The 18,265-nt window shown below is 38.7% G+C and carries 16 protein-coding genes; 10 read left to right on the top strand and 6 right to left on the bottom strand.

All coding sequences use genetic code 11. The features are described 5' to 3' along the window. Window positions 1–186: 186 nt before the first annotated feature. Complete coding sequence (locus tag R3E32_28410; protein ID MEZ4888682.1) at window positions 187–873, bottom strand: Crp/Fnr family transcriptional regulator; 687 nt, start codon at window positions 871–873, stop codon at window positions 187–189. 279 nt (window positions 874–1,152) lie between these two features. Beyond that, the gene (locus R3E32_28405; protein ID MEZ4888681.1) at window positions 1,153–2,091 is read right to left on the bottom strand and encodes a DUF58 domain-containing protein; all 939 of its coding nucleotides are present in this window, start codon (window positions 2,089–2,091) and stop codon (window positions 1,153–1,155) included. Window positions 2,092–2,303: 212 nt separating this feature from the next. Between R3E32_28405 and R3E32_28400 the strand changes: the two genes are divergently transcribed. From R3E32_28400 to R3E32_28390, 3 genes are all read left to right on the top strand, one after another. Next, window positions 2,304–3,467, top strand: coding sequence for a BtaA family protein (locus R3E32_28400; protein MEZ4888680.1), 1,164 nt, complete (start codon window positions 2,304–2,306; stop codon window positions 3,465–3,467). A 9-nt stretch (window positions 3,468–3,476) separates the two neighbouring features. After that, on the top strand, window positions 3,477–4,133 hold the full coding sequence (locus tag R3E32_28395) for a class I SAM-dependent methyltransferase (GenBank protein ID MEZ4888679.1): 657 nt from the start codon (window positions 3,477–3,479) through the stop codon (window positions 4,131–4,133). Window positions 4,134–4,692: 559 nt separating this feature from the next. Next, window positions 4,693–5,019, top strand: coding sequence for a hypothetical protein (locus tag R3E32_28390; protein MEZ4888678.1), 327 nt, complete (start codon window positions 4,693–4,695; stop codon window positions 5,017–5,019). Window positions 5,020–5,133: 114 nt separating this feature from the next. Here the strand turns inward: R3E32_28390 and R3E32_28385 are convergent, their stop codons facing one another. Continuing rightward, a complete protein-coding gene (locus R3E32_28385) occupies window positions 5,134–5,544 on the bottom strand; it encodes a thioesterase family protein (protein ID MEZ4888677.1) in 411 nt (136 codons plus the stop codon). An 86-nt stretch (window positions 5,545–5,630) separates the two neighbouring features. Further along, window positions 5,631–6,773, bottom strand: coding sequence for an acyl-CoA dehydrogenase family protein (locus tag R3E32_28380; protein MEZ4888676.1), 1,143 nt, complete (start codon window positions 6,771–6,773; stop codon window positions 5,631–5,633). Between the two features lie 362 nt (window positions 6,774–7,135). Between R3E32_28380 and R3E32_28375 the strand changes: the two genes are divergently transcribed. From R3E32_28375 to R3E32_28365, 3 genes are all read left to right on the top strand, one after another. Next, window positions 7,136–7,879, top strand: coding sequence for a hypothetical protein (locus R3E32_28375; GenBank protein MEZ4888675.1), 744 nt, complete (start codon window positions 7,136–7,138; stop codon window positions 7,877–7,879). A gap of 12 nt (window positions 7,880–7,891) precedes the next feature. Further along, complete coding sequence (locus tag R3E32_28370) at window positions 7,892–8,587, top strand: SDR family NAD(P)-dependent oxidoreductase (protein MEZ4888674.1); 696 nt, start codon at window positions 7,892–7,894, stop codon at window positions 8,585–8,587. Between the two features lie 77 nt (window positions 8,588–8,664). Then, entirely contained in the window at window positions 8,665–9,666 is a 1,002-nt protein-coding gene (locus tag R3E32_28365; protein MEZ4888673.1) for an NAD(P)-dependent alcohol dehydrogenase, read from the top strand. A 48-nt stretch (window positions 9,667–9,714) separates the two neighbouring features. Here R3E32_28365 and R3E32_28360 read toward each other — a convergent pair whose 3' ends face one another. Together R3E32_28360 and R3E32_28355 are read right to left on the bottom strand one after the other, a co-directional pair. Then, a complete protein-coding gene (locus R3E32_28360; GenBank protein ID MEZ4888672.1) occupies window positions 9,715–10,782 on the bottom strand; it encodes a hypothetical protein in 1,068 nt (355 codons plus the stop codon). A gap of 24 nt (window positions 10,783–10,806) precedes the next feature. Further along, window positions 10,807–11,706 carry a hypothetical protein gene (locus R3E32_28355; GenBank protein MEZ4888671.1) on the bottom strand — a complete coding sequence of 300 codons (900 nt, stop codon included), beginning with the start codon at window positions 11,704–11,706 and terminating at the stop codon, window positions 10,807–10,809. Between the two features lie 197 nt (window positions 11,707–11,903). On the opposite strand from R3E32_28355, the gene R3E32_28350 reads away from it, so the two are divergent. From R3E32_28350 to R3E32_28335, 4 genes are all read left to right on the top strand, one after another. Next, the gene (locus tag R3E32_28350) at window positions 11,904–15,086 is read left to right on the top strand and encodes a hypothetical protein (protein ID MEZ4888670.1); all 3,183 of its coding nucleotides are present in this window, start codon (window positions 11,904–11,906) and stop codon (window positions 15,084–15,086) included. A gap of 52 nt (window positions 15,087–15,138) precedes the next feature. Beyond that, the gene (locus R3E32_28345) at window positions 15,139–16,596 is read left to right on the top strand and encodes a hypothetical protein (GenBank protein MEZ4888669.1); all 1,458 of its coding nucleotides are present in this window, start codon (window positions 15,139–15,141) and stop codon (window positions 16,594–16,596) included. Window positions 16,597–16,723: 127 nt separating this feature from the next. Continuing rightward, the gene (locus R3E32_28340) at window positions 16,724–16,903 is read left to right on the top strand and encodes a hypothetical protein (protein MEZ4888668.1); all 180 of its coding nucleotides are present in this window, start codon (window positions 16,724–16,726) and stop codon (window positions 16,901–16,903) included. Between the two features lie 295 nt (window positions 16,904–17,198). Continuing rightward, window positions 17,199–18,104 (top strand): ADP-ribosylglycohydrolase family protein, encoded by a 906-nt coding sequence (locus tag R3E32_28335; GenBank protein MEZ4888667.1) that lies wholly within the window; start codon window positions 17,199–17,201, stop codon window positions 18,102–18,104. Window positions 18,105–18,265 lie beyond the last annotated feature (161 nt).

The following is an 18,265-nucleotide window of genomic DNA, read 5'->3' as shown; positions in this document are numbered from 1 at the left end:
TACATTTTTAAATGAAACTACGAAAGTCAATAGTTCGTGCAAAAATTACAACAATTTAATTATCAACAGTTTAGAGAATAAGTTTTATTTTGCTAATTATTTGATAACCAAAACTCTGTGCCTCCGTGCCTCTGTGTTCATTAAAAATTGCACGAACTATTGAAAGTCTAAATCGGGATTTTATTTTTAGTTCACCATTCCATTCAGTTTGTCAATATCTCTTACCAACAAACGTCTTTTATTGCAGTAAATCAGATTCTCACCTTTGAGTTCATTGATAATTGAAGTGACCGTTTGACGAGAAGTACCTGTCATACAGGCAATTTCCTGATGGGTAAAAAACTTGAATATCAACCACTCAAAACCCACTCTTTTACCTCGTTTTTCGACCAAATCAAGCATAAATGCAATGACTCGGGTTTTGGTATCTTTGAAAACTTGGCGTTCCAATCGTTGTTGCATCAATATTAATCGGTCAGCCATTAGCTGCGTCAATTGCATATTGAGTTCCCAATTACTTCGTACTTTGTCTTTTACATGTCGAATTGGAATCACATAAAGATAGGTATCTTCCATTGCTTGTGCATATTCATTGCGGTGGTCTTTTCCCGAAAGCAATAACTCGCCGAATAGTTCACCATCACTCAATACCAATTTGATAAATTCCTTACCTCCATCGCTGAAGGCTCCAATTTTTACACGTCCAGATTTGACGATGTATAAATTGGTCGTTAATTTATTGGGCAAATAAATGAAAGTTCCCTTTTCTACTTTTTGAATAGTTGGTGCGTGAACACCCGTGAAAGAATCTGTCAGTAGTTCCTTAAAATTGTAGATACTGTCCCTAGAAAGAAATGCTGCTTCTGCGTTCATAGTAAAATTGTGTTTAAAACCTAAGACTAATAGCTGTATTCACTGGTAAGATGCACGACAAAAGCTATCCCCCTATCTTTTTCAAAAAAAAATAAAAAAAAACTCCCAAAGCAGGTATCCCCGCCTCGGAAGTCTTCAAAAACCATTAAAACCTCAATTTTTATTATTAGATTATCTACCGTACACTCAAAGCACAATGGAAGGTTCTGTTGTTCTCCAATTTACTATACGCCACTCCAACGGCAATGAGTACAAAGATATTGTGTATTGACTACTATTTTAAATCCGCATCTTGCTTCGTTTTACCAAATAGGGCAATAATATCTGTCGAAAGTCCTGATTGATATCAGCCTCTACAAAGTCAATACTGAACTGACCACATTTGAGCTTCAATTCGGTGAGGAACTTTTTCATTTGCTCTTGGTAAAAATCTTTGACCTGATTCGGTTGAAGTTTCACCTCCTCCCCTGTTTCGATGTCAATAAAAACGTAGGGACGATTTTCAAATTCAAAATCTAATTCCTTTTTTTTGTCCACTACGTGAAACAAGATTACCTCATGTTTGCTGTACTTCAAATGCTGTAATGCTGAAAAAATTTCCTCAGAATTTTCTGCATTTTCAAACATATCGCTGAAAATAATGACCAAAGAACGCTTGTGAATGTTGTCTGCAATTTGGTGCAAACATTTTGCAGCGGCAGTAGCCTTATTGCGTTTTGGATTATCAAGCAAGTTTTGCAGTTGAGCAGTGAGAAGGCGTTGGTGAACGGTCGTAGACTTTGCTTTGGTATGAAAATCAATTTCATCCGAAAAAATACTCAAGCCTACGGCATCTCGTTGTTTCTTCAACATATACATCAAAGCAGAAGCACCCAAGGCCGAGAACTTCAATTTGTTGATTTTGGGATTGTCACCAATTCCTGCATCCTCTGGAAAATACATAGAGGAAGAAGCATCCAATACAATCCGACACCGAAGGTTGGTTTCTTCTTCAAATCGTTTGATAAACAATTTATCGGTACGACCATACACTTTCCAATCTATGTTTTTGATGGAATCACCTGCATTGTACAATCGGTGTTCGGCAAATTCCACCGAAAATCCATGAAAAGGGCTTTTGTGCAGACCAATGATAAACCCTTCTACTACCTGCTTGGCAAGCAGTTCGAGGTTGTCAAATTGGTGTAACTCTTGGGGACTTATGATTTCTTGAGCCATGTTTTCTTTTATCTTGGTTTCATTTTATGCCAAAGTTAGGAGTTTGAAAAGGATAAACGGCTAGATTACAACAATTATTCTTTGTCCATCACCTACCACTATTTTAACCAAACATTTTCGCTTCATCAATTCCATATTATTTTTGCATTGCATTTTACGATTCATGACAAAAGTAGGTTAATATACTCTATTTTTGAGTTCAAAAGTTTAATATGCCTACAAAATTGATTGGTAAAATCCACGATGCAACTTTTCGTTATATTCATAGTAAAAATTTGATTTACAACACTTGTTGGGAGGACCCTAAGTGTGACAGAGCCTTGTTGGATATTGATTCAAAGAGCAAAATAGTGATGATAACGAGTGCAGGCTGCAATGCTTTAGACTACCTCTTAGACGACCCCCAAGAAATCAATTCAATCGATGTAAACCCTATTCAAAATGCCCTATTGAATCTAAAATTAGCCCTTTTTGAAGCGAGCAATTATGAGGAGTTATTTCAATTTTTTGGAGAAGGACACCACAAAAATGCTCAAAAAATCTACACTGAAATGCTACGTCCCCATCTTTTAGACTTTGCTCAGACGTTTTGGGACAGAAAGATTGACTACTTCAACGGCAAAGGGCTAAAGAAAACATTTTACTTTCAAGGCACTTCTGGCATTTTTGCTTGGTTCATTCACCACTACATAAAAATTCAACCCAGTCTCAAAAAAAATGTTGAACAACTTCTTTGGTCTAATGATTTGGACGAACAACGCAGCAATTACAACGATGTAGAATCCAAATTACTCAATCCATTTGTGTGTTGGATTACCAACCAAAAATTTGTTTTTGCATTATTGGGAATCCCTCGTGCACAACGTGACTTGATAACTCAAAAATATGCAGGTGGAATTTCGGCATACATCATGGACTGCTTACGAAAAGTATTCTACAATTTGCCTATACATGAAAATTACTTTTGGCGCGTTTATATTACAGGTAAATACGAAAAAGACTGTTGCCCTAACTATTTGAAGGAAGAAAATTTTGAAAGTCTAAAAAGTAGGGTTTCAAACATTCATCTTCACAACACTACCATTAGTCGTTTTTTGGTATCCAACCCCCAAAAATATTCACACTATGTATTATTGGACCACCAAGATTGGCTAGCAGAACACGATGTACCAGCATTGGAAGAAGAGTGGGATTTGATTTTGCAGAACAGTAGATCAGGTTCTAAGATTTTGCTTCGTTCGGCAGCTAGTACCATTGACTTTTTTCCCGATATTGTGCAACGTAACGTACGTTTTGACAAGGAAAAAACAGCCCAATGGCACTCACAAGATAGAGTCGGAACATACAACAGCGTTTATTTAGCAACTGTCAAATAAATAAAAAACATGAGCATTTTTGAAGATAAATTATCGTCCAATGTAGATTCCCAAAAAGAAGACATGCGGCAGTATTATCGCTTTCAAGCCAAAATATACGATAGTACAAGATGGACTTTTTTATTTGGCAGAAAAGAAATCATTGATCAGTTTCCTTTTGCCCAAAATCAAACTTTTAGGGTATTGGAAATAGGATGTGGTACAGGAAGTAATTTATTACAAATTGCAGATAACTACCCAAATGCCAAAATAACTGGTTTGGATATTTCAAAAGACATGATTCAAAAAGCTGATAAGAAATTAAAAAGATATGCTCATAGGGTTGAATTGCTAAATGAAGCTTTTGGAGCAGATTTTTTTGTATCTCACAGATACGATTTGGTATTATTTTCTTATTCACTAAGTATGATGAATCCACAATGGAGTGATTTCATTCAATTGGCGCAGGATTATCTTTCACCAACAGGTTACATTGCCGTTGTAGATTTTCACAATAGCCCTATCAAATCCTACAAAAAGTGGATGCGAAACAATCATGTAAGAATGGATGCCCATCTATTGCCAGCTTTGGAAAAGGAGTTTATGCCTATCAATAGTGAAATCAAAAAAGCTTATTGGGGTAGTTGGCAATATTTTTTGTTTGTTGGACAAATGAAATTGTATTGATAGGGAACGCTTCAAAAATAAGGAGAGTTTCCCCGAGATGCTGAAGGTTTTGGGGCAGGTTATTCACTATCTTTCAACGTAAATGACCATCACCAAAAATATTGGTTTTTGTGTGATTACTTTGCTCATTTTCAACAAATATTCAAGTCTTATGGACTTACCAAATCCACCTCCTCCATAACCCTCGCCGTCTCCGTCAATGCCACAATCATCTGCTGATAATGCAGAATATCTTCAAAATCCAAAACCCTACCCACTCGGTCTTTCAGCCATTTTTGAAGAAAGATAATTAGACTTGTTCGGCTCGATAATCAGTGAATAATAAATTATTGAAAATATTTAATGATTTATTATTTTATGCTTAAAACACTCATAAACAAATGTTTTGAAAAAGAGTCCTATATTTTGATTATAACAAATGTTTTTCAAGAGGAAAATAATTGCACACAACAAATCACTTTTCACATAACTCTATCATAATCAAATCCGTACAAGTCTAATATAGAATAGTTTTCCGAAAAAATTTAAATTTACAATTTTAATTATCACCTCCAATCTTATGCATCAATTCTTCTTATACTTCTGCTGTTTCCTCTCCCTCGCTTCGCTTCAACACAAGCAAGGCGGTGAAAAAATAAAAGTAGAAATCACCCGCCAAACCACTTTGGAAGAATTGCAGCAAATCCAGCAATATTTGAAGGAAAACGGCATTGATTTAAGCATCGAAAAAAGCACCTACAATGCCATCAATCAATTGACTGCCATCCGAATCAAAGTAGATTTTGGAGGCGGAAATGTAAAGAAATACGGTGCGAAAAACTTCAAAAAATTCACCATCGTTCGAGATTTAAGCGAAGATGCCGAGCGACCTTTTTACATTCTATAGGATAGGTATAGAGTTGCCAACAAAGAATCAAATCTTCGACAAACCATTTATCTTAACAATTAAAATTTCTCAAACAACTGTCTATCAGTGTGTTTTTTTCATTTTCATTTTCATCTACTCCAATTCCTTCAACAAGAGTTCCCTTTTATCTTTCGGAAATGGCAGCGATTTGCGGGTTTCTTTATCAAAAAGCACCAAAACAAGTTTCATGGTACTCACCAATTCTTTTTGAGGATTGCGGTACATTTCGTGTAGAATGGTAAAAGCTTTGTTTCCAACGTCTAAGAGCGTGCTTTCGATATACAACAAATCATCTTCAAACACCTCTTGTAGATATTTGATTTGTTGTTCCAATACTACCACACCTATATTTTTTCCATCTTCTAACTCAAACATACCCATTTCCATAGTGAAATTTCGTCCACCATGCTCAAACTTATTGATGTAATACATCACATTCATATGACCATTCGAGTCACACTCCCAAGTCATCACCGCACCTTTGTAGGTCAATACCTTTTTCATCTAATTGATTTTTAATATTTTTTAATAAACCCTCACCAAAACACACACAATAGTTCCATAATCACACCATCAACACTCCAATACAATCAAAACCCCATCGAACGCCCAATAATTTCCTTCATGATTTCATTCGTACCACCATAAATTCGCTGAACACGGGCATCCGTAAAAGCCCTTGCAATCGGAAATTCCCGCATATAACCATATCCACCATGCAGTTGCAAACATTGGTCAATCACCTTTCCTTGAAGGTCCGTAATCCAATATTTTGCCATTGCAGCCTTTTCGGCAGTCAAAACCCCAGCGTTCAATTCCTCAATACACTTGTCCACAAAAGTCCGCCCGATGGTAATTTCGGTTTGCATTTCCGCCAATTTAAAGCGAGAATTTTGGAAAGAGCCAATCGGTCTGCCAAAGGCTTCTCGTTCTTTGCAGTATTGCACCGTCCACTCCAAAGCCATTTCAGCCGAAGCAATGCCACTCACTGCAATCGACAAACGCTCTTGCGGCAAATTGTGCATCAAATAATAAAAGCCCCTACCCTCTTGACCCAAAAGATTTTCAACAGGTACTTCCACATTTTCAAAAAATAACTCCGCAGTATCTTGTCCCTTCAATCCAATCTTGTCCAGGTTTTTACCCCTCACAAAACCCTTCATGCCCCTTTCTACCAACAACAAAGAAATCCCCTTGTGCTTCAATTCTGGATTCGTTTTCGCCACCACAACTACCAAGTCACTCATGATTCCATTGGTAATGAAAGTTTTAGCTCCATTCAAAACATAGTAACCCTCTTTTTTGACAGCAGTAGTTTTGATATTTGCCAAGTCGCTGCCCGTCCCAGGTTCGGTCATTGCAATGGCGGTAATGATTTCACCACCCGCAATCTTCGACATGTATTTTTCCTTTTGAGCATCCGTGAAATACTCGATAAAGTATGGAGCCATTACATCGTTTTGGAGGGTAAAACCAGGCCCAGATGCTGCTACTCGTGACAGTTCTTCACTCACAATCGTATTGTAGCGAAAATCCTTGATACCCAAACCCCCATATTCTTCGGGAAAATCTATACACAACATTCCCTGCGCTCCAGCTTTCAGCCAAAGTTCACGAGAAACTTGCCCTTGTTTTTCCCATTCCTCATTGAAGGGTTCCACCTCCTTTTTCATGAAATCACGAACCGCTTCTTGAAACATCAAATGTTCTTCTTCTAAAAGGTATTTTTGCATGATTTATACTTTTTTTTATCAATTTATTCATATTATTTTAACTACATAACTGACTGCCATAAAAATCACTAATATTTTCTATGATTGCTTTTTTTGCATACGATTTTGAGTTTGACACAAAAATACATTTTACTCAATTAATTTTTATCTTTATCTCACAACAAGGTTATGACAGAACCAAACAAGTCATATTGCAGAATATTGAGGAAAAAGTGGGGTAGATAGTACAGTGATTAGTTTTTAAAACTATTAATTGTCAGTTCTTTGTGCAAAAAATAAGTTGCCACTTATATCGTTTAAGCTGTACTATACCTTATTTGTAGAAAAATTGTTGAAGGTAAATTCAATTAATTAAAAAATTTATGTCGGAAAAAGAAGTATTGAAGGAAGTGATTTTGGGGTATCGGAGATTGATTGAAGAACGGTATCAATATGCTACAATTGAAGAACAATATGAATTACCTGCTTCTTTTGACGAGGTGAGAACGAATGTTTTTAGGGATTTTTTCTTAAACGATTTGTATCCACATCCCGATAAGCGCAACGAGCTGGAGGAAGCGTTTCACAATCTGGACAACTACATCAAAAATCCAGAAAAATTGCTGCGAATTTTGATTGATTCGGGCAGTCTGATTTTGAAGTATGGGAGGCATTTACCCAAAATCTTGATGGCTGGATTAAAGGCATTGAAGTCTTTTCGGGCGGCAACTGTTTTTGAAGACAAATTGGTGCACAGTGCTATAAATCTTGAATTGCAGCCCCCTTATTCGGAGGCAGATATCAAGACATTGTTGGCGACACTTTCAACTGAGGAGATTGAGGATTTTATTCAAAACAATGAATCGCTATTTGACACTTTGCACGACCGAAAATTGGTGGCTAAGATTGTGGAAATTGTGGAACATTTGATTGCAAAAATGCAGAAACGTCCAACTATTTACGCTGCAACGGAGGTAAATGCTTTGTCTATAGGGCGTGATATTATCAAAGGTGGAGATGCCTTGTTTGACCAATTATCGAAGGAGGAACAGGAGCAGATATTGAAGATGATTATCAGGATTGAAACGGATTTTTTAGAGGGAGTTTTTGCGAAGAATGAAAATTAAAAATACGAAAAAATGGATACACAAGTCAACACCAAGGGAAAAAAAGTGGTCTTACTCACAGGGGCAAGTAAGGGAATAGGTAGGGCTTTGACAGAGAAGTTATTGGAGCAAGGTTATTATGTAATTGGCACTTGCAGAAGCGGGAAAATTGAAGGATTGAAGCCTGATAACCTATCTGTCATTCCATTGGATTTGGCGGATAGCGAGAGTATCAAAGCTGCTCATCAAATCCTTTTTGACCGATTTGAAGGTATTGATATTTTAATCAACAATGCAGGAGTTGGGCCAGATTTGGGTACAGAGAAGCTCGATGAAGTGAGCTTTCAACAGACCTTTGATGTAAATGTAAAAGGGCAGGTCTTTTTTACAGAAGCCTTGATTGATTTTGTCAGAGATAATGGCATGATTTTGAATATTTCTTCAAAAATGGGTTCACTAGCTTGCTGCAATAGAAAAGGTTCGATAGCCTATAGTATGTCGAAAAGTGCCTTCAATATGTACTCCAAAATATTGGCAAATCGAGTGCAAAAAGGTATTCGAGTCGCTATCATTCACCCTGGTTGGGTCCAAACTGCAATCAACAAAAACAATGTTCATGCGCCTTTGACTCCAAAAGAATCGGCAGAAAGGATATTTTCGTTCATGGTTTCTGATTTTGAAAATGGAGCATATTGGGATGTGCAAGATGGAAAGGATTTACCATGGTAAAAAATTAAACAATGGAAAATCAATAAAACTTTCTAAATTGGTGTTTTAAAGCTCAAACGAAAAATCAATCAAAAAATATGAAAGCAATACAAGTAAACGGTGGCGGTTTGGACAATTTACAAATCGTAGAACGACCAAATCCGACACCAAAAGCTGGTGAAATTTTGGTACAATGGCACGCTACTTCTTTGAATTTTCACGATTATTTGGTAGCAATTGGCGGTATCAAAGTACCCGAAAACCGTGTGCCAATGTCGGATGGTGCAGGAGAAGTAATTGCTGTAGGTGAAGGAGTAACGAAATGGAAAACAGGTGATAAGGTAATGTCTTTGTTTTTTCCGAATTGGATAGAAGGAACACCTACTTTCGAGAAAACCCGCTTTATTTCGGGCGAAACGGTGGATGGTTATGTGGTTGAGCGGTCTTGTATTTCGGTGGAATCGGTGACTGCTATTCCAGAGGGCTATACCTATGCAGAGGCTGCAACAATTCCTTGTGCGGGATTGACCGCATGGCGGGGTTTGGTGACGGAGGGCAAATTGAAGGCGGGTGATACCGTGTTGATTGAAGGAACGGGTGGTATGTCCATTTTTGGTTTACAGATTGCTTTGGCGGCTGGCGCAAAGGTCTATGTCACAACTTCTTCTAACGAAAAGGCAGAGCGATTGAAGGAAATGGGGGCAACGGCTGTAGTGAATTACAAAGAGGACAGCAGTTGGGGTAAAACCATTTTTAAACTATCGGGTGATGGCGTTGACCATGTTTTGGATGTCGGTGGCGGTTCTACGATGTACAATTCGATTGAAGCAGCAAAAATTGGCGGAAACATCATCTCTATCGGTATTCTCGGCAATGGTCGGAAGGGGGAAATCACCTTTCCAAAGTTGTTTTTCAAACATTTGCGCTTGATTGGTGTGGCAGTAGATTGTCGTGTGTCGCAGGAAGAAATGGTGCGTGCCATCAATGTGAGTGGCTTCAAACCTGTGATTGACCGCAGTTTTGGATTTGACCAATTGGCGGATGCTTTCCGATACCAAGAAACGGGGCAGCATTTTGGGAAGATCGTGCTGGAGTGGTAGTAAGTACCTCGTCCAGTGAATGGTCAAAAACCAAGAGAAAGAAGATAATCATTTCTCTTTCTCCATCTCAATATCTGTCTTATAATCGTAGGTCAAACAAGGTAACAATTCGCCAATGGGTTGTCGTTTACACATCTCAAAGTTCTCTATGAACTCCTCCAAGCGTTCATATTCGTAATACGCACTGATAGCCATGCGACTTCCCTCCAAAATTGGGAAAAAACCATATTCATCCACGCCCCCTTTCACATACGGGTAGGCCGCTTCAATGCACTCCTTCAACAAAGGACTCGGAAAATTGTCCGCCAATTGGTCAAAAGGTCCATCCCAATAGTTGTTGCAGCGAATGTTTTGCCCCCAAACACCCGCCAAAATTTTGCGGTTTTGATGCAGGCTGTCTTCATAAAAAATAAAACTGCTTGCAGGGTTGATCCACAAATTTTCATACCGCACCGTATCTAAAAGCACCGTTTCCAAGTCAATCGGTAATTTTGCAGCTTCATCCAACACATACATAAAGTGTTTGTATTGCTTGTTGAAAATCAGCAAAAAAGGAAATCCCGATTCGTCAAAAGTTCGCTGCACAAAAACATCTTCTTTGCCCAATATCGAAGCATCAGGAGGTGTTTGGTCGAGTTCATTGAGTTGAAAAACAACCGTTTTGCCTTTCAAACTTACCGCATATTGCAGTCCCTCCAATCGCTTCACCTCTACGCCCTTGCTTTCGTCAAAATGTTCGATAAAACTTTGACCATCATTAGGCGATTGAGGATTGCCGTAGTAGGTATAATACGCAAAGTGCAAAACGCCTTTGTCTCTCGTCAAAACTCCCAGTCGGATATTGCCCCAAATCCATTGCCCATTTGCTTGAAATTGAAAGTAATAGTAATTTTCGCTCGGAAAAACATATACTTCATCGGGCAATGCTTCAAAAACCAAGTCAAAAACCGCTTCAATGGAATCCACTGCAAAGGGTGTTTGTAAACCTTCAATGTATTGCTCATTGAAGCTCACTTTCGGTAGAGAAATATTGGTTTGGGCATTTATGTAAGTGAAAAAAGGAACTGCAAAACAGAGCGTAAGTGCCAGATTTTTGAGGGTAATTTTGGTGAGCATAAGTGTAGTGTTTTAAATTGATTTTCAATCTCTTTTTGTTCCACTTTCTTTCTCTCTGCTCAAACCATACTCATGTTGTTGACTTTTCCATTGATTGGATTTTTGAGGATTGTGTCCATCGTCTTTCCAACGTTTCGACATCGCATAGTCATGCTCGTTTTCCCTCCAATTGACCGAAGTTTGCGTACTGTGTTCATCCTGTTTCCAAGTTGAAGTCTGCTCATACGTATGATTTCCTTCCAGCCATTTATTAGACGTTGAATAACTGTGATCATTGTCTTTCCAACCCTTACTATTCTCGTAATTGTGTTTTTTGTCAATCCAAATTTTTGAAGTACTCGTAGGATGTCTTTCCTCGACCATTTTTCGTGAAACCGCATACTGATGTTCTACCTCTATCCAATTCAAAGAAGTTGGATCTGTATGTTTATCATCCCTCCATTTTTTGGTTGTTGCATAGACATGATTCTTTTCAAGCCATTGGTTAGAAGTTCTTGTACTGTGTCTTTTATCCTTCCAATCCTTACTTGCAGCATATTGATGTCCTTTTTCAACCCAATAAAGAGAAATCGGCATATCGTGTTTATCCTCCACCATTTGCTTCGAAAGTTCATATTTATGACCCTTTGTTAACCAACCAGAAGAAGTACTCAAATCGTGTTTTTCTTCCTTCCATTTTTGAGTGCTTTCATAATTGTGCGCCAACTTTAGCCATTGATTTGAAGTCGAAGTGCTGTGTTTGTTTTTCTTTTCCTTCCAAATCGCACTTTCATCAAAAGTGTGCGGCAAAGGTTCAATCTGAGTCGAAGATCCAGCATCGGTATTTCCCCCTCTGCCACGTCCTCTATCCTGTGCATTCAATTCTGATACTACCAATACCAAAAATAAAGCAGCCATACTGAGTAGTGAAATGTAGTTTTTCATCTGCAAATAATTTAAAATATGAATAAAAAAGGAGGGAATAGTTGCAGAAAATAAGGAGTGAGTTTGAAAACAATACTAAGTTAACAAATTTTAGTGAGTTAAACAAATATTTTAGTGCCTTAAACAAACATTTTCATTCCTCCAAAAACCGTATCTTTCCCCTTCAATACTCATTCTTTACTTCAATATTGCCCATCATGAACAAACGTTTACCATTCATAGCAGCATTTTTGTTTCTTACTTCAATGCTTTTCCTTCAATCGGCAGAAGCACAAAACAAAAAGAAATCCATAGCCTCCTCCAATCTCCAATCCTCAACCTATCCCGAAAAACTCTACGATGCCCTGCAATGGCGCAATATTGGTCCCTTCAGAGGAGGGCGTTCTTGTGCGGTAACAGGCGTACCGAATCAACCCGACTTGTACTATTTTGGCAGCACAGGAGGAGGAGTTTGGCGCACAAACAACGGTGGCAATACTTGGGAAAACATCTCAGACGGATTTTTTGGCGGTTCGATTGGCGCAGTAGCCGTCAGCGAATGGGACAACAATGTAATCTATGTTGGCGGTGGCGAAAAAACCGTTCGTGGAAATGTCAGTTATGGCTATGGCGTTTGGAAATCAGTGGACGCTGGCAAAACGTGGGAGTCAATGGGATTGAAGGAATCTCGACACATCTCCCGCATCCGAATCCATCCCAAAAACCCCGATTGGGTCTATGCCGCAGTAATGGGCAACTTGTTCACCCCCAACACAGAAAGAGGTGTTTACCGCAGCAAAGATGGCGGCAAAACGTGGTCAAAAGTCCTCTACTCCAATGACATGGCTGGTGCAGTTGATTTAACTTTCGACCCCACCAATCCCCGCATTTTGTATGCTTCAACATGGCGTGTGCAGCGCACACCCTACAGCCTTTCGAGTGGAGGAGAAGGCTCAGCACTTTGGAAATCAACCGATGGTGGCGACACTTGGGAAAACTTATCCGAAAAGAAAGGAATGCCCAAAGCACCCCTCGGCATCATTGGCGTAGCCGTTTCCCCTGCAAAACCCGACCGAGTCTGGGCCATGATGGAAGCCAAAGACGGAGGACTTTTTCGCTCAGACGATGGCGGCGAAACTTGGACAAAAGTAAACAGTGACAGGGCTTTGCGGCAAAGAGCATGGTACTACACCCGCATCTATGCCGATACAAAAGATGCCGAAACGGTCTATGTCCTAAATGTGCAATACCAAAAATCAACCGATGGCGGCAAAACCTTCAAAGCCCGTTCTGCACCACATGGCGATCACCATGACCTCTGGATTGCGCCCGAAAACCCCGACCGAATGATTATAGGCGATGATGGCGGTGCACAAATCACCGATGATGGTGGCAAGGAATGGTCAACTTACCACAACCAACCTACTTCCCAATTTTACCGAGTGACAACAGATAACCATTTTCCCTACCGAATCTATGGCGCACAACAAGACAACTCTACCGTCCGAATCAGTCACCGCAGCAATGGCTGGACGATTGACGAAGACGATTGGGAATCCACCGCAGGGGGTGAAAGCGCACACATTGCAGTGGATCCCAACGACAATGACATCGTATATGGCGGCAGTTACGATGGGTTTTTGACCCGTGTAAACCACAAAACAAAACAAGCGAGAGCCATCAACGTCTGGCCCGACAACCCAATGGGCTACGGCGCAGAAGGCATGAAATACCGCTTTCAATGGAACTTCCCCATTTTCTTCTCACCCCACAATCCCAAACGCCTCTACGCTGCCTCCAATCACCTGCATGTCAGCGAAGACGAAGGACAATCTTGGCAAATCATCAGCCCCGATTTGACCCGAAACGACTCCACCAAACTCGTTTCTTCTGGCGGCCCCATCACCCAAGACAACACTTCTGTTGAATACTATTGCACCATTTTTGCAGCCGCAGAATCACCTTATGAAGAGGGGCTTTTGTGGGCAGCATCGGACGACGGATTGGTGCATGTGAGCAAAGATGCTGGTAAAAATTGGGAAAACGTCACTCCAAAAGGAATACCTGAATGGATGATGTTCAACAGTGTAGAAAGTGACCCCTTCAATAAAGGAGGTGTTTACATTGCAGGGACTCGCTACAAATTAGGGGATTTTCGCCCCTATCTCTACCACTCCAAAGACTACGGCAAAACGTGGCAAAAAATCACCAACGGAATTGACAACGAACATTTTACAAGAGTCGTAAGAGCCGATCCAAAACGCCAAGGCTTGCTCTATGCAGGAACTGAAACGGGGATGTATATTTCCTTCAATGATGGATTGCAGTGGCAGCCCTTCCAAATGAATCTGCCGATTGTACCAATTACCGACCTCGCCATCAAAAACGACAATCTCATTGCAGCGACACAAGGACGCAGCTTTTGGATGATTGACGACCTTACGCCTTTGCATCAATTGAACAGCGACATTGCCCGCAGCAAAACACACTTATACCAACCGATGCCAACCTATCGAATGGATGGCGGTTCGACCGAAAAAATGCCTAAAAAAGCAGGGCAAAATCATCCGAATGGGGTGATGGTGCATTTTTATTTGAAGGAAATACCCGATACTTCAAAAACAACGGTGAGCTTGGAATTCATGGAAATGAATGAAGACAGCACTGTGATTAAAAAGTATTCGAGCAAACCCGACAAGGAGAAGAAAGAGGGCAAATTGAAGGAATTGAAGGAGGGCATGAACCGTTTTGTATGGGATTTGGAATACCCTGATGCAGAATCTTTTGAAGGAATGATTTTGTGGTGGGGCAACTTGAGCGGCCCTAAAGCTTTGCCGGGTAAGTATTGGGCGAAATTGACGATTGGTGAGGATGTTCAAATGACCACTTTTGAGGTATTGCCCGACCCACGCATGGAAGCGACTGCGGAGGAATTGAAGGCGCAATTTGACTTTTTGCGGAAAGCTCAAGACAAGGTGACGGAAACGCACACCGCCATTAAAAATATCCGCAAAACCCGTCAACAACTGCAATTTGTGAAAGGCAATTTGAAGGATAAAGCGAAGGAAAACAAGGACTTCAAAGCAGTGGTGGAAGAAGCGGGCCGCATTGATTCGGTGATGACCCTCATCGAAAAGGAACTCTACCAAACCCAAAACCGCAGCGGACAAGACCCCCTCAATTTCCCCATCAAACTCAACAACAAATTGGCGCACCTTCTTTCGCTGACAAGTATGGGCGACTACCAACCGACGGACCAAACACTTGCTTTTTTCAAAGAAGTAACAGCTAAAATTGACGAACAACTGGCGGCTTGGTATGCGATTGTGGAAAAGGATATTCCTGCTTTTAATGGGATGGTGAGGGAGAAGAAGGTGGATGCGGTGATGATTGGAAATTAGAACATAAAGCGCATGGAATTACTTGAATGTAGCTTATTAACAGCTAAATAAAATGAAGAAAGGTTTAAAGTTAATTTCGGCAATTTATCGCTTGAAATCTCAGATGATTTCGCTTGTAGAATTAAGTTTATCAACTAATTATACACTTATTGCAACAGGAATAATATTATTCAGTTTTGGGTTAAGTTTATATCACGTCACTGTTATGCCAATATCCTATGATGAGGCTTTGACTTATCTGAATTTTACAAAAAAAGGGTTTCTTACCTCTATTTCATATTACCCTGCTCCTAATAATCACGTTCTCCATTCTCTCTTGACAAGAATATTCGTGGGATTCCCTTTTTCACAGCACATCAACCTGAGGTTACCAAATTTAATATTTTCCATTCTTACCTCTATAATCTTTTATCTATCATTTACGAAATTATTCAAACAAAAGACTGCATTATTGCTCTTGACAGTTTTTTGTTTTTTGTTTCCTGTTCAATATTACTCATATATGTCAAGAGGGTATATGTTAGTGCTTTTTGCTTTTACTATCTGCTTTTATTCCACAATAAGATTGATTTCTACACCAATAGTTGAATCCAAAAACCATACAAAATATTTTGTTTCTTTATCTCTTGGAGCTGTAGTAGGGTTCTTTACAATGCCTTCTTTTCTTTACCCATATTTTACTTGTGTTTTATTGATTTTTGTTATGTTCATAACTAAGAAAAATATTAAGGGCATATCGTATTTGACAGTTTCTTGTCTGCTAACATCTCTTGTTGTATTAATCCTATACACACCAATTTTTATAGTTTCAGGAATAGATGCAATAATAAATAATAGATTCGTAGTGCCTATTTCAAGGGTTCAAGTTTTGGAAGGATTATTAGGACATTTTAATTCAACTTCTATTTTTCTATTTTCTATCCCTTTACAAGTTTTTTTATTTGTTTTATTTATTATGTGTTTTGTTGCCAGAAAAACTAAAATGGTAATAATTCCCATGTGTTTTTTCTTAATTGTTCCGTTTATCCTTCTTTTACATAGCGTCATTCCTTTTCCACGAACATGGGTTTATTTAATTGTTCCTTTTCTTTATTTAATCGGATTAACAATAGAAAACTTTCAGGTTGATAAAAAATTAAGTATAAAGAGCATCGGCTTTTTTAGTATTATTATCATACTTTTTTCCATTTTTAATTTTAATAAAAAAGTGAATAGACGAGAGTCTTTTTCATTTAAAGTAATAAAAATTGCAGACTATCTGGTAGATCAAAAAGCAAAGCATATATATGTAAACCATCCTTTAATAAATATTAATTTGACATTTATTTTTGAAGAAAAAAACATAGATATCCCTATTACTTATTCACGAAAAGATATTGACAATTCCGAATTAAAAATGATAAAATCATGTTGTGATTTTGCAATAACACCCTATAAACCAAACCGAAAATCAAATCTTAAACATATAAAACGGTGGAGTGAAGATACTCATTTAAGTAAAGTGAAATAAGCATCTACCGAAAGTGCCTCTTTTCCGATGCACTTCATACTAAGAGTGTTGTTTTAATTTATAGTATCACCAATCCCAAAGGTTTTGTATTTTCAGCTACTGTCCAAAGTGTAAAACCCACCAAATAGTGAAAGATGAACTCTACCAACCGACCGACCAAACTTTGGCGTTTTTCAAGGAAGTGACAGCCAAAATTGATGAACAATTGGCGGCTTGGTATGCGATTGTGGAGAAGGATATTCCTGCTTTTAATGAGATGGTGAGGGAGAAGAAGGTGGATGCGGTGATGGTGGAGAGGAAGGATTAATACAAAAAATAAAAAAGACCGATATATTTTGTTTTCTGAAAAAGTTTTGGGATATTTGGGAAACAGTATTATCCAGAACGGCATGGAGAAACTCCAAAGCCCTTTGGATAATTTGGACATATAGAAATGTTAAAAATATGATTTTTTTAAGACTGTATTTTTTAGAATTGTTGATAATCAAAAAAGTACCTAATAAATGTTAACTTAATAATTCAAAAATGACTTGCGAGATTAATGCACCTTGGTGTATTAATATGCGAGTTACAGCCAACCAAAAAAAACAGAAAATCAACCAATGACAAAAGCCGATAGATTTGAGGGATGTATAATCGGAGGAGCAATTGGTGATGCTTTTGGAAGCGGATTTGAAAATGAAATTAAAGAGAAAGAAGATACATTTTACCTTTTTGGAAAGCCAGAAAAAAAAGAACCAATTTGGCAAATAACGGATGATACTCAATTGACTTTGGCAACAATCGAGGCAATAATTGAAGATGAAAAAGTAAATCCTGAAACGATAGCAAGCCAATTCCTCAGATACTACAAACAAAGAAAATTAAGAGGAATTGGAGCAAGTACTTTGAAATCATTAAAGGAGTTAAGTTTTGGAGGACATTGGAGCCAAGTTGGGAGAAGAGGCGAATATGCAGCAGGAAATGGCGCAGCAATGAGAATAGCACCAATTGCTTTTAAAGAAGAAATCACAAATTCCGAAATCAGAGATATTTGCATAATCACTCACAATAATGATGAAGCATATGTCGGGGCAAGAAGTGTGATAATTGCGATAAGAGAAATCCTAAACGGCAATTGGAATGGCAAAACAAATTTGATTGAATTGATAATTGACCAAATTTCAGATACAAGAGTCCGAGATAGATTAATTGAAATCAAAGACATCAAAAGTTTAAAGGAAATCGGACAATTTGGTAATGACGGATATGTTGTAAATTCAGTTCCATTAGCCATCGCAGCGGCAAATAAAGTTAGAGAAATTGGAATTGAAGAGATGTATTTGCAACTAATAGAAGTTGGTGGAGATACAGATACAAATTGCTCAATTGCTGGACAAATAGCAGGAACATTAATCGGACGAAAAGAGATACCAGAAAAATTGATAAGAAAGTTGAAAGAATTGAGTGAATATGAATGGATTGAAATGACAATGAACAAATTAATAAAAAAAGAAGGCTGGCTGTAATCGAGTAGGTAGCCCGTAAGCGGCTTGCCTACGGGAGTACCTCTCACACCACCGTACATACGGGTCTCGTATACGGCGGTTTCCTACCCATCTCCGATGATGCTCTTTTCACCATCACCAGCTATTTTGTACTTTAACATAGGGCTACTATCTGTCTATGC

This window comes from Chitinophagales bacterium (assembly GCA_041392475.1).
GTDB lineage: Bacteria > Bacteroidota > Bacteroidia > Chitinophagales > UBA2359 > JAUHXA01.
The sequence above is the reverse complement of the archived record's forward strand: the minus strand, read 5'-3'. Positions and strand labels throughout refer to the sequence as shown.

Bases quoted from the DNA above. Each gene is read 5' to 3' on its own strand.
- R3E32_28400 (MEZ4888680.1), top strand. From the start codon at position 2,304: ATGCCTACAAAATTGATTGGTAAAATCCACGATGCAACTTTTCGTTAT.
- R3E32_28360 (MEZ4888672.1), bottom strand. From the start codon at position 10,782: ATGCTCACCAAAATTACCCTCAAAAATCTGGCACTTACGCTCTGTTTT.
- R3E32_28375 (MEZ4888675.1), top strand. From the start codon at position 7,136: ATGTCGGAAAAAGAAGTATTGAAGGAAGTGATTTTGGGGTATCGGAGA.
- R3E32_28335 (MEZ4888667.1), top strand. From the start codon at position 17,199: ATGACAAAAGCCGATAGATTTGAGGGATGTATAATCGGAGGAGCAATT.
- R3E32_28410 (MEZ4888682.1), bottom strand. From the start codon at position 873: ATGAACGCAGAAGCAGCATTTCTTTCTAGGGACAGTATCTACAATTTT.
- R3E32_28390 (MEZ4888678.1), top strand. From the start codon at position 4,693: ATGCATCAATTCTTCTTATACTTCTGCTGTTTCCTCTCCCTCGCTTCG.
- R3E32_28370 (MEZ4888674.1), top strand. From the start codon at position 7,892: ATGGATACACAAGTCAACACCAAGGGAAAAAAAGTGGTCTTACTCACA.
- R3E32_28350 (MEZ4888670.1), top strand. From the start codon at position 11,904: ATGAACAAACGTTTACCATTCATAGCAGCATTTTTGTTTCTTACTTCA.
- R3E32_28385 (MEZ4888677.1), bottom strand. From the start codon at position 5,544: ATGAAAAAGGTATTGACCTACAAAGGTGCGGTGATGACTTGGGAGTGT.
- R3E32_28365 (MEZ4888673.1), top strand. From the start codon at position 8,665: ATGAAAGCAATACAAGTAAACGGTGGCGGTTTGGACAATTTACAAATC.
- R3E32_28380 (MEZ4888676.1), bottom strand. From the start codon at position 6,773: ATGCAAAAATACCTTTTAGAAGAAGAACATTTGATGTTTCAAGAAGCG.
- R3E32_28355 (MEZ4888671.1), bottom strand. From the start codon at position 11,706: ATGAAAAACTACATTTCACTACTCAGTATGGCTGCTTTATTTTTGGTA.
- R3E32_28345 (MEZ4888669.1), top strand. From the start codon at position 15,139: ATGAAGAAAGGTTTAAAGTTAATTTCGGCAATTTATCGCTTGAAATCT.
- R3E32_28395 (MEZ4888679.1), top strand. From the start codon at position 3,477: ATGAGCATTTTTGAAGATAAATTATCGTCCAATGTAGATTCCCAAAAA.
- R3E32_28405 (MEZ4888681.1), bottom strand. From the start codon at position 2,091: ATGGCTCAAGAAATCATAAGTCCCCAAGAGTTACACCAATTTGACAAC.